The following is a 14238-nucleotide window of genomic DNA, read 5'->3' on the forward strand; positions in this document are numbered from 1 at the left end:
ATCAGTAGCTGCTATCGCTGAGCGCCAGTGGTGGGTAGGCCGTGGATGGCTCACCGTCCACGGTGGCGCCACCGAACTGGAGCATCGCCCGCACCGCGCCGTTCACCTGGGCCGGGTAATTCAAGATCGGCTCGGACACCGCATCGAGGCGCTGGATCTGCTCCGCTGTCAGGGACAACTCGAGGGCGGCCAGGTTGCCGGTGAGGTGCTCGATCCGCCGAGCACCGATGATCGGCACGACGGTGCCGATGCGCCCGCGTAACCAGGCCAGCGATACGGCAGATGCACTGGTCCCCAAGTCGTCCGCGACCGCAACAACGGTGTCGATCACCTCGAACTCCTCCTCGCTTGGACCACCGACAAAGGCGGCGCGGACCGAATCGAGGACCTCCGTGCCACGGCGGTATTTGCCGGACAGAAAGCCGTTTTCGAGTAGGCTCCACGGCACCAGTGCCATCCCCATATCCGCTGCGAGCGGCGCGATCTCACCCTCTACGGTCCGCGCCAGCAAGGAGTACTCGACCTGCAGCGCGATCAGGGGCGTCCAACCTTTGAGCATGGACATCACCTGCGCCTGAGCGGTTACCCACGCCGGGGTATTCGAGAACCCGATGTATCGGATCTTGCCGGCCCGCACCAGGTCGTCGAGGGTGCGCAGGGTTTCCTCGATCGGAGTGTTCCGGTCCCAATTGTGCAACCAGTACATGTCGAGGCGATCGGTCTTCATGCGTCGTAGGCTCTCATCGAGCTGGGCGATGATCGATGCGCGGCCGGCACCCCCGCCGTTGGGATCACCGGGATGGAGATTGGTGAAGAACTTCGACGCCAACACCACCCGATCGCGTTGTCCGGGACGGGACGCGAAGTAGTCGCCGAGTATCGCCTCCGAGTGGCCATTGGTGTAGAAGTTCGCGGTGTCGATGAAGTTGCCGCCCAGGTCCAGATAGGTCGAGAGGATCTTCTCGGACTCTTCGACGCTGCACCCGGCGCCTCCCGGATCCTCACCGAAGGTCATGGCTCCGAGCGCAAATGGGCTGACGCGCAGCCCTGAGCGGCCTAGTGTGACGTAGTGGTCGAGTGACATGGTGACTCCTGAATCCTGTTGGAAATGCTGCAATCCGGTCACTCTCCACTGAACTCCGATTGCCACCGCGACGGTAGATCAATCCTCTCCCAGTCTTGCCCAATCCTGCCGGATGTGCCTGAAATAGGTTGCCTGAGCCGCCTCCGGGATGCTTGTGTTGGGCATGGACGAATCCGCCGGACTCCTGGCCGAGATCTGCCAACGCATTGAAGCGGCAGCGCGGTCCGACATGCGAACCACGATCGATGGGTTGCTGCTGTCCAGGGTCGACACCGCCACACCGGACCATTCACTGACCGAGCCGCTTTTGGTGGTGATGGCCCAGGGCGGCAAACGACTTCTGCTGGGCGAGAAGGTATTCGAGTACCACGCCGGTCAGTGTCTGGTCGTGACTGCAGACCTTCCGGTTACGGGCCACTTCATCGGCGCGAGTGCGCGCACACCCGCGCTGGGTGTCGGGCTGAGGCTACGTCCGGGCAGTATCGCCCCGCTGTTGCTACAGACCCCGGCCGAGGCCTGGGGGCGCAACAAGACCGGCAGGCCGGCGATCACCACCAGCGAGGCCCAGCCGGTGTTGCTGGATGCGGTGGTCCGGATGTTGCGACTGCTCGATCGCCCTTCGGATGCCCAAGTCCTGGCACCATTGATAGAGCAGGAAATCCTCTGGCGCCTACTCACCGGTCCGCACGCCGATGCGGTACGCCAGATCGGGTTGCCAGACAGCGACCTCGCCCACATCAACCACGCCATCAGATGGATCCGCGGAAACTATGCAGAACCGGTGCGCATCTGCGACCTGGCAGGCATGGCCGGGATGAGCACGTCGACGTTTCATCGGCGCTTTCGGGCCATCACGGCGATGAGTCCGCTCCAGTTCCAGAAGAACATCCGCCTACAGGAGGCGCGCACCCTGTTGCTCGCCGATGCCGGCGACGTCACCGGGATAGCCCATCTCGTCGGATATGACAGCCCGACGCAGTTCAACCGCGAGTACCGACGATTGTTCGGTGCACCACCCGGCCAGGATGCCAAACGCCTTCGCGCACTGGATATCGCTCATGACGGCCCCCGTCTCCCGTGATGGGGGTCAACTCGTCGCGTGAAGATCCTTCGCTGTCGGCGACTTCTCGACGGACTCCGGATCGGGATTCGTACCGAGAAGTCGATCTGCGGTTCCCGCGGTGGTCACAGTGAACCAGTAGTGCTCGTTTTTGTAGTGGTGGAATCGGTGATGTCGCCAGGTCGCCCGGTAGAGGCGACTCCTGGGTTTGTAGTCGGTGTGGATCAGGTAGTGCGTCCACTCGTAGATCAACCCGAGAAACCCGAGGGTCACCATGAACGTCAAACCCAATCCCGTTCTGCCGAAGGCAAACAGGCCGAGCGCGATCGCCACCGGCAATATGAGACAGAGCACTTGCCAGGGAATGAAGATCAGCGGGACGTCCCGCGGATTGTTGTGGTGCTCGCGGTGTTTGCGCGACAGGAGGGTGTCGATCTTCAGGCCGGCGACGGTCCGGGGTCGCCAGTGCAGGATGCAGACGTGAATCACCCACTCCGCAAACGGGAATGAAACGATCATCACCACCGGGACGAGCGCATCGGTCCAGGCGAAATCACCGACCAGAATGCGGGCGATAGTCGACGCACCCAGGACGACGATGATCATCCACGGTGACGGGTACCCGACGAACTCACGAAACGCGCTCCATAGCGAGACCTTCCGGCGATCCCTGCGCCTCGGCGCCGCTTGTTCAGTCACCATCGGGGGCCTCCCGGAGCAGGTCTTCCATCTCGGTGAACGCCGACATCAGAGTTGTGGTGGCGGGTTCGAGCAGAACGGTCGCGGCGCGGGCCGCCGCGTTCGGATCGCGTCGTTCAACGGCGGCGACTATCGCGCGATAGCCATCGGAATTCCCCACCTCCGCCGACAACGCACCCGCCAGCGCCGGGAGCGCAGGTTCGTACGCCGCCCGCATCGTGTTGTACATCAAACGGAACGCAATAGAATCCGCGCCGTCCACCAACGCGTCCCAGAAGTCCAGCGCGACAACCTGTTGTTCGATGGGGTCGACCAGATCGGCGAGCCTGGTCGCGGCCTCGCGCACGGCAGCGATTTGAGTGCCGTTCGCACGTAGCGCCGCCAACTCGGCCACCTTGGGCCCGATGTGCGCCCTGGCCTCGATGACCGAACGGGCCACTGACACATCGAGTTCGCCCTGCCTGATGAGCAGGCGGGGCAACAGGTCGAGGCCACCGAACTTCCGCACATCCCGGACCGTGGTGCCATCTCCCTGCCTGATCGTGACAAGGCCGGCAGCGGCCACCCGCTTCAATGCCTCCCGCACCGCAGGCCGCGATACACCGAGCACCCGCGCGAGTTCGCGTTCGCTCGGCAACGACTGACCGGGAGCCAGATCACCACTGAGAACGCCTTCGATGATCTGCTCGAAAACGTCCTCGGGGACGCTGCGGTGTTCGATCGGCTGGAACGGCATGCTTCGACGGTAGAACCGTCAGCGGTAAGAGGTCAAGTGGTCTTACCAATCAACTGCAGTACCGTAAGCGCATGGCCGACCGCACCCACGTCCACGCTTTCACCGACGATGCACTCGGCGAGCACGATGCGGTGTCATTGGCGGCCGCCATCGCGGCCGGTGAGATCAGCGCCGACGAAGCCGCCGCCGCGGCGATCGCCCGCGCCGAAACTGTCGAACCAGACCTCAATGCGCTGGTCATCAAGGACTTCGACCGGGCTTTGGCGGCAGCGAGAACACCGGCGACCGGAGTGTTTGCCGGTGTCCCCACGGCCATCAAGGACAACAGTCACGTCGCCGGCCTGCCTACCGCATCCGGCTCGCGAGCGGTCCGACCGACACCGAAAGCGGCCAACGAACCGTACGTCGACCAATACCTGTCGACCGGTATGACGATGCTCGGCAAAACGCGTCTACCCGAGTTCGGCTTCAACGCCACCACGGAATTCGTCTCTGCGCCACCCACCCGGAACCCTTGGCACACCGGCTACTCCTCGGGTGCGTCGTCCGGTGGTTCGGCGGCACTCGTGGCCGCGGGCGTGGTGCCGATCGCGCATGCCAACGACGGCGGCGGCTCGATCCGGATTCCGGCTGCGGCCTGCGGATTGGTCGGCCTGAAGATGACGCGCGGCCGCGAGGTCCAGTCGATACAGGGCAAGGCGATGCCGATCGACATCATTTCCAACGGCGCCCTGACCCGAACGGTGCGTGATACCGCCGCATTCGTTGCCGCCATCGAGAAGTACCGGCCTGCAAAGAAACTACCCCCGATCGGGTCCGTCCACGGCCCGTCGGACCGTCGGCTGCGGGTCGGTCTGGTCCTCAACTCCATCGTCGGGGATCCGACCGACAGCGAGACCAAGACTGCCGTCGTGCAGACCGCGGAACTGCTGGAGTCACTCGGCCATGAGGTCTCGGAGATCGCCGTGCCCACCGACCAGACGTTTGTCCGCGACTTCGTGCACTACTGGGCAATGATGGCGTTCTCCATGAAGTACTTCGGCAAACAGGTCACCGGTGACAGGTTCGACAGACGCGAGCTCGATCCACTCACGGCGGGATTGGCCCGAGACTTCCTGCGACGCCCCTGGCTGACGCCGGCGTCGATCCGCGGGCTCAAGCGCAGCGAGAAGCAATACCGGGCGGCATTCTCCGACCTCGACGTGGTGCTCTCCCCCGTGCTGGGCCACACCACACCTGAACTCGGATTCCTCTCGCCCGCACTGGGTTTCGACGTGATGTTCCCGCGTCTGGTCAACTACGTCAGCTTCACGCCACTGAACAATGCCGCCGGCAGCCCGGCGGTCTCTCTGCCCATGGGTCGCACCCGGACGGGACTACCCATCGGCGTCCACTTCTCGGCAGCACACGGCGACGAGCGCACCCTGCTCGAGCTCGCGTTCGAACTCGAAGCGGCCAAACCCTTCGCCAGGATCCAAGACCAGGAGCGCTCGACTGCGTACCGAGCTCTCTAGGCCCGCGCACCATGACCATCGAAGTTCGTCCGGCTTCAGCCTTCTCCGATGTCCGTACCCTGGTCGGCCCGAAGTCACCGGGGGCCAACGTCTGCTGGTGCCTGAGCTACCGGATCCCGTCCAAGCTCAACAACGAGCTTCGCGGGTCTGCCCGCGGTGAGTACGTCGCCGAGCTGTGCCGAGCCGAGCCCCCGCCCGGGGTGCTCGCCTATGACGGTGACGAGCCGGTCGGTTGGGCGGCCGTGGCGCCACGCTCGGACACCTCCTTCGCACGCAGCCGTAGGATCCCTTGCGTTGACGACCTGCCGGTCTGGTCGCTGTGGTGTATCCGCGTCCGTCCCGGTCATCGCAAAAAGGGGATCTCTCACGCCCTGATTGCCGGCGCGGTCGAGTTCGCCCGCGCCCACGGCGCACCGGTGATCGAGGCATACCCGCTCGACAACGGTGGCGCCAAGGTCGACCTGACGATGGCGTACGCCGGGATCCGGAAGAACTTCGAGCGCGCCGGGTTCAGCCACGCCGCCGACACCACCTCGGTGTTGGCCGGCCACCCCAGAGTCCTGATGCGGCTCGACCTGCGCTGATAGCTCAGCCCGGCGACTCGACGTCCGGCATGACGGTGGTCAGTGATCGAAGCAGTCGCTCAGACAGACCTCAGTTCGTGCTCGCCAGCGCGAACGGCAGTACCTCCGAGACTCCGGCACGGCGTAGCTGCCGAGCCGCCATGGTCAATGTCCAACCGGTATCGGCAAGGTCGTCGACCAGGAGCACCGGTCCGGTGAGCGCGGCAACGGTCGCCGGGTCGGGATCACTCCATGCGTTTGCCAGGCCGGCCACCCGATACGCCGAGTTCGCAGCCGTCACCGGTCGGTGTTCTGGTGAGTAACGCAATGTCCCGAGATTGGTCAGACGTCCCAGTTCGGACAGCCGATCGACCACGGACCCGATCAGGATCGGATGCGAGTCCGAATCGAGCCCCATGATTGCAGTCGGCCGCGTCTGCCACGGCCACGCGGCGAGAACCGCCACCGCGGCGCGCACAACCTCTTCGGGAGCAGGCGCGTCGGGCTCATCCAGCAATCGGCGCAATCGGGTACCCCATCCGAGGTCACTGAGTCGACCGATCACGCGGCCCGTCGAGGGTCCATCCGAGATCTTGCCCGACAGTTCGACACCCAGCTTCTTCATACCCGTCGGCCACTGCTTGCGGGGTGCCAGCTCGACACCGGGACGCTGCAACTGTTCGCGCGCCGCGTCCAACGACTTGCCGTCGACCGTTGCCGAATACCGTTGGCCCGCACAGTTGTCGCATCGACCGCATTTGCTGTCGGGGATCAGATCGGGATCGTCGAGCTGAGCACGCAGGAACACCATCCGACAGTTGGGGGTGTTCTGGTAGTCGAGCATCGCCTGCTGTTCGCGCTTTCGGGCCATCTCGAGCTTCTCGTAGCGGGCCTCGTCATACGCCCATGGCTGACCCGTCCCGATCCAGCCACCCTTGACCCGCTTGACCGCACCATCGACGTCGAGCACTTTGAGAACCATCTCGAGTCGTGAGCGACCGAGGTCGACCAGCGGTTCGAGTGCCTGGGTGGACTGCGCCCTATCGGAATCCAGAACCTCGATCACCCTGCGTACCAACGTTTCCGAAGGGAAGGCCACCGACGCGAAGTATCGCCAGATCTCCTGGTCCTCACTTCCCGGCAGCAAGATCACCTCGGCGCTGGCCGTCGAGCGGCCGGCACGGCCGACCTGCTGGTAATAGGCGATCGGCGACGACGGAGCCCCGAGATGGATGACAAAGCCGAGGTCGGGCTTGTCAAAACCCATACCGAGCGCGGAGGTCGCGACCAGCGCCTTGACCCGGTTGGCCATCAGGTCAGCTTCGAGCTGTTCCCGCTCGCCCGAATCGGTGGCGCCGGTGTACGCGGCGACCTTGTGTCCGAGATCGTTGAGCAGGGTCGCGACGTCACGAGCCGCGGACACCGTGAGGGTATAGATGATGCCCGATCCCTCGATCGAATCGATATGGGCCGCAAGCCATGCCACCCGTTCAGCCGACGTCGGAACCTTCACCACCGACAGATGCAGCGATTCCCGATCGAGTCCGCCGCGCAACACAAGTGTGTCGCCGCCGCCGACACCGAGCTGCGCCGCCACGTCGTCGACAACCCGGTCATTGGCGGTCGCCGTGGTGGCGAGCACCGGCACGTCGGTCCCGAGTTCGGCGACAAGCGTCCGGATCCGGCGGTAGTCGGGGCGGAAGTCGTGACCCCAATCGGATACGCAGTGCGCCTCATCGACCACCACCAAACCGGCATCCGCGGCCAGTGCCGGCAGTACGTTGTCGCGGAAGTCCGGATTGTTGAGCCGCTCGGGGCTGACGAGCAGAACGTCGAGATCGCCACTGTTCACGCGCTCATGGATGTCGTCCCACTCGGTGACATTTCCCGAGTTGATGGTCGCCGCCTTCACCCCGGCCCGTTCGGCCGAGGCGACCTGGTTGCGCATCAGCGCAAGCAGCGGCGACACGATGACAGTCGCGCCGCGACCTTCGGCACGCAGCAGCTTGGCGGCGATGAAATACACCGCCGACTTGCCCCAGCCGGTCCGCTGTACCACCAGCGCCCGTCGTCGTTGAACAACCAATGCCTCGATCGCGGTCCACTGGTCGTCGCGCAACGTGGCGCCCGGTCCGGCCAGTTGCTCGAGGATGGTCTGAGCCTGCTCGCGGGTGGCGGTGATTCCAGTGGTCATGTGCCCATGGTGCCCTGCCACCCCGACAAGGGTCGTCAGCGGCATGCGAGCGAACGACGGTCACCTGCCATGACCCGCCAGATCACGAGTCCGCAGATACCGATCACGACGAACGACACATTCGCCAGCACGCCGGCCAGATGCACGTGCGCGTCACTGGCCACCGCAGACATGTCGAAGATCGAGGCGGCCAACCCGCGCATCACTGCGATTTCGCTTCCGACCAGCACCAACAGCGTCATAAGGCGATGCCAACGGCCGGACAGCTCCGCCAGGCAGACCAGGACGCATATGACGGCCGCGGCGAGCAGCAGGGCCCCGGTGACAATTTCGTAGGCCAGAAACAACGGCCGACCCGAGAGCAGTGTGGCATCGACCGGCAGGCCGGTGCGCCACCCCGACGCCCACGCGAAGTGCAGACCGGCGAAGGCTGCGCACAAGATCGCCACCACGCACGCCAACACCCGGAACTCCACGGTGTTCTGAGGTCGTTTGATCACAGAACCAGCGTCACAAGCACAGCTGCCCGAAGACAACCGACAAATGGCTGGCCTTGACCAGGACATCGGAGGCGGGCCACTCCGGTCGCCGGCGGCGCGGATTCACCGCCACCACCTCCGGTGGCGCGAGTGTCGCGCCCGGGGCAGGTACATGAGATAGAACCACAACACCAGCAGCGGAAACGACAGAGCCGACCCAAGGGCAGCCTGGAGACGGGCGGGATACCGTTTACTGCGTCTGTCCCGATTCAGAGGTCTCGATAGTCGCGGGTCGGCATCCTGGGTGCCCGGCGGGCGGGCATCGGCATGTACAACTCGATCAGACGGATCACGCGATAGCGATGGCCGGAATAGGGTTCGAGAAGTTCGAGCATCCCGTCGTCGTCGACCCGTTTACCGATGAGCGCACCGCCGACCATGGACGGATAGTGAAAGTCGCCCACCGGCACCGCATCGGCGTCCCCGACCGCTCGCACCCTGGTCTGCGCCGCGGTCCACGGCCCGATTCCGCGCAGGAGATGCAATCGATCGGCCTTGCGTTCCACGTCGTAGCCGGCTGCGGAGACGATCGTCCGGCGTCGCGCCGGTTCGGCACCACTGGCATGCCATTCCCATTGCGGGATCCCACGCCACACCTGTTGCGGCGGTGGAACTCTCATACTCGGAGCACCCGGTGCCGGTTCCCCATACTTTTTCAGGATGTACCGCCAGGACCGCCACGCCTCGGCGCCGGTCACCTTCTGTTCGAGAACCCCAGCCGCCAGCGACTCCCAGACCCGATCGGTGCGTCCGATGCGCAGCCCTCGTCCTTGACGCGCGAGCTTTGCGATGACGTCGTGATGGGCCACGAACTCCTCCGGGTTGTCCTGACTGCCGAGCATCGTCGGCAGGTGTTCTAACAGCCATGGACCGCCGGGTCCCCACGCCCGCCCCAGCACCTCGGCTCCGTGATGCGAAACTGCAAGCGTCCCAGGCCCATCCGGGGTGTGAATCGCGCGCCAGATGGAACCGTTCGGCGCGAATCTCGTGGACGGATCACCACTACCGCGACGATGCAGACCCAACGTGGCCCGCAGATCCACTGGTCCGGGCGGTGTCCACAACCGAGAAATGAATGAAGGGCCCGGCGAATTGTCGCCGGGCCCTTCATCGGTCATGAAAATCTACAGGTTGATCATGTGACCGATGGCGCCATGGAAGGTTTCCTGCATGGCCTCACTCATCGTCGGATGGGTGTGGACGTTGCGGGCCAGTTCCTTGGCCGTCAGGTCCCACTTCTGTGCCAGCGTCAGCTCGGGCAGCATCTCGGAGACGTTGTCGCCGACCAGGTGTCCGCCGAGCAGTTCGTCGTTGGTCTTGTCGGTGATGAGCTTGACGAAACCGGTGGGTTCGCCGAGGCCGTGTGCCTTGCCGTTGGCGGAGAACGGGAAGGTGGTGACCTTCACGTCGTAGCCCTCGTCGTTGGCCTGATCCTCGGTGAGACCGAAGGAAGCAACCTGCGGCTGACAGAACGTCGCCCGCGGCATCATCCGGTAGTCGTCGATGACCATCGTCTCGGCTCCGCCGATGGTCTCGGCAGCGATGACGCCCTGCGCCTCGGCCACGTGGGCGAGCATCAGCTTCGCGGTGACGTCACCGATCGCGTAGATGCCGTCGACGTTGGTCCGCATGTGATCATCGATCGCGATCGCGCCGCGATCGGTCAGCTCGACGCCGGTCTTGTCGAGGCCGAAGCCTTCGACGCGCGGAGCGAAGCCCACTGACATGAGGACCTTGTCGACCGTGAGCTCACCGGCGTTGTCCTTGGCGTCGACGTACTTGACCACGACCTTCGAACCCTGGTCATCGATCGACTGCACCTTGGTGGAGGTGAGGATCTTGATGCCGAGCTTCTTGTAGGCCTTGGCCAGCTCCTTCGACGCGTCCTTGTCTTCGTTCGGAAGCACGCGGTCGAGGAACTCGACGATGGTGACGTCGACCCCGTAGTTGGCCAGGACGTAGCCGAACTCCATGCCGATGGCGCCTGCGCCGACGATCACGATCGAGCCGGGGAGTTCACGGGTGAGGATCTGGTCCTCGTAGGTGACGACGTTGTCGGACAATTCGACGCCGGGCAGAAGCTTGACCACCGAGCCGGTACTGATGATCGCGTTGTCGAACGTGATCTCCTGATCGCCGACCTTGATCGTCTTGGGCCCGACGAACTCGCCGAACCCGTCGATCTCGGTGATCTTGTTCTTCTTCATCAGGAAGTGGACACCCTTGACCATCCGGTCCGCGACCGAGCGACTGCGATCAAACGCAGCACCGAAGTCGAAGGTCACATCCCCCGACATGCCGAAGGTCTTCGCCTGATGGTTGAAGATATGCGCCAGCTCGGCGTTGCGCAGCAACGCCTTGGACGGGATGCAGCCCACGTTCAGGCAGACACCGCCCCAGTACTTCTCTTCGATTACGGCGGTTTTAGCCCCGAGTTGCGCCGACCGGATCGCGGCGACGTAACCTCCCGGACCTCCGCCAAGGACAACAGTGTCAAAGTGTTCAGCCACGCGCTCTACCCTACGTCGCTGCACTTCGGCGTGCTGACAGATACCCCCTAGCCAGAGCGTGATTCACATGAACGACACGTAGTGACTGATCAACGATCATCCAGCCGGGATCCACAGCCACCGATCCGGCGGCGCCATCAGCCCGGCGTACCCACCACCACCATCGGCGAACTCCTGGGCGTCGGGGTCGGCAGGCAGGGCTTCGAGCAAACCGTCACAGTCACGATCACAGGGTCGAAGATGCTGCTTGTGCTGCGCTTTCATGGTGCACCCCTTGCCTCTGCAGTCCGCGACCACCGCAGGCAGCGACGGCGATACGCCGCGGCGAATCGGACCTTTACGCGCTATTCGTCACCCACCCCCCGTCGGATGGAATCACCAGTCCGCCAGAACTAGAACCTGTTCTTGTTCGCAGGTCGATTGGGAGATACCCTCAGCAGAGTGCAGCCCACACCGTTTGCCCCCGCGTCCCTCGGTCCGCTCAAACTCCGCAACAGGATCATCAAATGCGCCACGTTTGAGGGGGCAACACCTGATGCGCTGGTGACACCCGAACTCATCGAGTTCCACCGAGAGGTTGCCGCCGGTGGTGTCGCGATGAACACCGTCGCCTACTGCGCGATCTCGCCGGAAGGCCGCACCGACCGCCATCAGATCTGGATGCGCCCGGAGGCCGTGCCCGGTCTGATCGACCTGACCGAGGCCATTCACGCCGAGGGTGCCCTCGCCGCGGCTCAGCTCGGGCATGCCGGTCCGGTTGCGAACTCCATCTCCAATCACGCCAAAGCCCATGCCCCGTCCCGCATTCCGGCTCCGATGGGCATGGCGCTGTGTAAAAAGCTCACCACCGACGACATCGCCGACTCTGTGCTGAAGTACCGGCGGGCCGCCCGGCTCGCGGTCGACAGCGGTTTCGACGGACTAGAACTCCACTTCGGTCACAACTATCTGGCCAGCTGTTTTCTGAGCCCATTGCTGAATCGCCGCCACGACGAGTACGGCGGATCGCTGGTCAACCGGGCGCGGTTCTGCCGCGAGATCGCCGAAGCCGTCCGCGACGAGGTCGGCGACGATGTGGCGATCTGGGCCAAACTGAGCATGTACGACGGCTTCCCGGGTTCCTTCGGTGTCGACGAGGCGTGTGAGGTCGGCCGCATGTTCGAGTCCGACGGTTATCTCGATGCCATCGAACCGACCGCGGGCAGTTCGCTGCTCAACCCGATGTACCTGTTCCACGGCGAGGTACCGCGCAAAGAGTTCTCCGATGCCTTCCACGGCGTGATGCGCTGGGGCCTCAAAGCGGTTGCCCCGTTCTTCCTGAAGAAGTACGACTACGAGCCCGCCTACCTGCTGCCCCTCTCGCGCCAGTTGCGTGAAGCGGTGTCGATGCCGCTGATCCTGTTGGGCGGCATCACCGATCGTGCATCGATGGATCTGGCGCTGGCCGAAGGCTTCGACTTCGTTGCCATGGGCCGGGCGCTTCTTCGCGAGCCCGACCTCATTCTGCGCATCGAGGCCGACCCGACAACGGTCTCCAAATGCGTGCACTGCAACCTGTGCATGCCGACCATCTATTCGCGTACCCGCTGCCCGGTCCGCACCGGCGAGGTCTCCGAAGCCGAGGCCGTCAGCTGAGTTCGCGGCACCGACGTTCGAGATCCTGGCGCTGTGCCGGGTCCGTGGTCAGAGAGATGGCCTTGGCGAACGCATCCCGGGCCTCGGGTGTTCTGCCGAGTTGCCCGAGCAGGTGTGCGCGAGTGCTCCAGGCCGGCTGAAAATGGCCGGTCCGGTCCGCGATCGCATCGAGTAAGTCCAACCCGGCCGCCGGGCCGTCGACCTCCGCCGTCACCGCGGCCAGTGCGACAGTGCTGCCCAGTGTCGGTGCGACCGTGTCGAGTAGCCGGTAAAGATCACGCAGGACCCACCAATCGGTGGTCCCCAACTCCCGACGGGCGATATGCACCGACTCGATCGCGGCCTCGAGTTGAAAGCGCCCGAGTACACCGCAACTGTGCGCGGTGCGCAAGTGCTCCTGACCACGTTCGATGAGCCCGCCATCCCACCGCCTCACATCCTGTTCGGCCAGCGGGACCAGGGCCCCGTCCGAGCTGTAGCGGGCAGGCAGCCGGGCATTTGACAGGCAGATCAGGGCAGCGAGTCCGTGCGCCTCGGCCAAGATCTCCCGCGCTTCGGCCGGTGCCAGTTCGGCCAGCGTCTCGGCCAGATACAGCGCCTCGGTGGTCAGACCATCTCTGCGCTGCGTTCCGCTGCTGTGCCAATCGATGGCAAAAGTGCCGTAGACGGCTTCGGCGACGGCCGGCATCCTTTCGGCAAGCACGGTCCGGTCCGGAATCCGGAATGGTATGCCCGCCTGTTTGATCCGGCGTTTTGCACGAACCAGACGCGCCGCCATCGTCGCAGTGGGGATCGCCAGTGCGCGGCCGATCTGTTCGGCGGTGAAACCGACCACCGTGTTCAACATCAGCGGGGTGTGCACAGCCGGGTTGATGGCAGGGTGCGCACACACCAGCATCAGTGCCAGGCGTTTGTCCCCGATGGCGTCGGGATCGACACCATCGAGGTGCACGCCGGCATGGCGATCAGGCTCCAGCACAACCGAATTGCGGTGGGCCGCAGATTTCCACCGATCCCGTTGCCGATTGCGGGCGACCGCGAGGATCCACCCGTCCGGGTTGTCGGGCACCCCTACGCGCGGCCACCATGTCAGGGCCCGCTCGAAAGCATCGGCCAGCGCGTCTTCGGCTGCCGGCACATCACCGTCGGCGGCAGCCAGCAACGCCAGCAACCGGCCGTAGGACGTGCGCGCGGTCATCGCCGCCCGCACGTCCACCTGCGCCCTGGACTCGGGCACGGTTCAGACCCAGCGCCCGTCCACCAACGAGATCCCGACCGGTCGCACTTCGATCACGCCGTACTGGGTTCCCGGGCATTTCTCGGCCCACGCCAGCGCGGCGTCCAGGTCGGGCACGTCGATCACGAACACCCCAGCCAAGGCCTCCTTCGTGTCGGCGAAAGGACCGTCCTGGATCTGCAGGCTGCCGTCTCTCCGGGTCACCGTCGTCGTGGCCGCCACCGGTTGCAGGATCTCCCCGGCAACGAGCACTCCGGCTGAGGCCAGAGCATTGCCATAGACCCCGAATGCTTCCTGCATCTGGGCGATGTCGTCGGCGGAGATCTCACCCTCTGCGGGCTCCCGGTTGTTCAGAAGTAGTGCGTATCGCATCGTCTGGCTCCTCACATCTCATCCATTGTGGGCCGCATCTGGCGGTCCATCACGGTGATGACGATTGACGAGCCCACAATTCGACGTTTCCTCGA

14 protein-coding genes are annotated in these 14238 nt (G+C 64.5%); 4 read left to right on the top strand and 10 right to left on the bottom strand.

Annotated elements, in window-relative coordinates; all coding sequences use genetic code 11:
• Position 1: 1 nt before the first annotated feature.
• Entirely contained in the window at positions 2 to 1084 is a 1083-nt protein-coding gene (locus AC56PL_RS26435) for an aldo/keto reductase (RefSeq protein ID WP_497155684.1), read from the bottom strand.
• A 163-nt stretch (positions 1085 to 1247) separates the two neighbouring features.
• On the opposite strand from AC56PL_RS26435, the gene AC56PL_RS26440 reads away from it, so the two are divergent.
• Complete coding sequence (locus AC56PL_RS26440; RefSeq protein ID WP_497155685.1) at positions 1248 to 2165, top strand: AraC family transcriptional regulator; 918 nt, start codon at positions 1248 to 1250, stop codon at positions 2163 to 2165.
• A 6-nt stretch (positions 2166 to 2171) separates the two neighbouring features.
• Here AC56PL_RS26440 and AC56PL_RS26445 read toward each other — a convergent pair whose 3' ends face one another.
• Entirely contained in the window at positions 2172 to 2846 is a 675-nt protein-coding gene (locus tag AC56PL_RS26445; protein WP_497155686.1) for a sterol desaturase family protein, read from the bottom strand.
• Entirely contained in the window at positions 2836 to 3579 is a 744-nt protein-coding gene (locus AC56PL_RS26450; protein ID WP_497155687.1) for a FadR/GntR family transcriptional regulator, read from the bottom strand. Before AC56PL_RS26450 ends, AC56PL_RS26445 begins: the two co-directional genes overlap by 11 nt.
• Before the next feature lie 71 nt (positions 3580 to 3650).
• On the opposite strand from AC56PL_RS26450, the gene AC56PL_RS26455 reads away from it, so the two are divergent.
• Entirely contained in the window at positions 3651 to 5093 is a 1443-nt protein-coding gene (locus tag AC56PL_RS26455) for an amidase (RefSeq protein WP_497155688.1), read from the top strand.
• Between the two features lie 11 nt (positions 5094 to 5104).
• Positions 5105 to 5677 carry a GNAT family N-acetyltransferase gene (locus AC56PL_RS26460; RefSeq protein ID WP_495517136.1) on the top strand — a complete coding sequence of 191 codons (573 nt, stop codon included), beginning with the start codon at positions 5105 to 5107 and terminating at the stop codon, positions 5675 to 5677.
• Positions 5678 to 5747: 70 nt separating this feature from the next.
• Here the strand turns inward: AC56PL_RS26460 and AC56PL_RS26465 are convergent, their stop codons facing one another.
• The 5 genes from AC56PL_RS26465 to AC56PL_RS26485 all read right to left on the bottom strand — a co-directional run bounded on the left by AC56PL_RS26465 (position 5748) and on the right by AC56PL_RS26485 (position 11163).
• Positions 5748 to 7850: a RecQ family ATP-dependent DNA helicase gene (locus tag AC56PL_RS26465; protein WP_497155689.1), complete on the bottom strand. Its 2103-nt coding sequence runs from the start codon at positions 7848 to 7850 to the stop codon at positions 5748 to 5750.
• Between the two features lie 35 nt (positions 7851 to 7885).
• Positions 7886 to 8350, bottom strand: coding sequence for a hypothetical protein (locus tag AC56PL_RS26470; protein WP_497155690.1), 465 nt, complete (start codon positions 8348 to 8350; stop codon positions 7886 to 7888).
• A 248-nt stretch (positions 8351 to 8598) separates the two neighbouring features.
• Positions 8599 to 9507: a DNA-3-methyladenine glycosylase family protein gene (locus AC56PL_RS26475; RefSeq protein ID WP_497155691.1), complete on the bottom strand. Its 909-nt coding sequence runs from the start codon at positions 9505 to 9507 to the stop codon at positions 8599 to 8601.
• Positions 9508 to 9513: 6 nt separating this feature from the next.
• Positions 9514 to 10899: a dihydrolipoyl dehydrogenase gene (gene lpdA / locus AC56PL_RS26480; protein ID WP_497155692.1), complete on the bottom strand. Its 1386-nt coding sequence runs from the start codon at positions 10897 to 10899 to the stop codon at positions 9514 to 9516.
• 96 nt (positions 10900 to 10995) lie between these two features.
• Positions 10996 to 11163 (bottom strand): hypothetical protein, encoded by a 168-nt coding sequence (locus tag AC56PL_RS26485; RefSeq protein ID WP_495517131.1) that lies wholly within the window; start codon positions 11161 to 11163, stop codon positions 10996 to 10998.
• 177 nt (positions 11164 to 11340) lie between these two features.
• On the opposite strand from AC56PL_RS26485, the gene AC56PL_RS26490 reads away from it, so the two are divergent.
• Positions 11341 to 12534: an oxidoreductase gene (locus AC56PL_RS26490; RefSeq protein ID WP_495517130.1), complete on the top strand. Its 1194-nt coding sequence runs from the start codon at positions 11341 to 11343 to the stop codon at positions 12532 to 12534.
• Here AC56PL_RS26490 and AC56PL_RS26495 read toward each other — a convergent pair.
• Positions 12527 to 13732 carry an RNA polymerase sigma factor gene (locus tag AC56PL_RS26495; protein WP_497155810.1) on the bottom strand — a complete coding sequence of 402 codons (1206 nt, stop codon included), beginning with the start codon at positions 13730 to 13732 and terminating at the stop codon, positions 12527 to 12529. The genes AC56PL_RS26490 and AC56PL_RS26495 overlap by 8 nt on opposite strands.
• A 42-nt stretch (positions 13733 to 13774) precedes the next feature.
• On the bottom strand, positions 13775 to 14143 hold the full coding sequence (locus AC56PL_RS26500) for a YciI family protein (protein WP_495517129.1): 369 nt from the start codon (positions 14141 to 14143) through the stop codon (positions 13775 to 13777).
• Between the last annotated feature and the right edge of the window lie 95 nt (positions 14144 to 14238).

It is taken from the genome of Williamsia sp. Y721 (assembly GCF_059683565.1).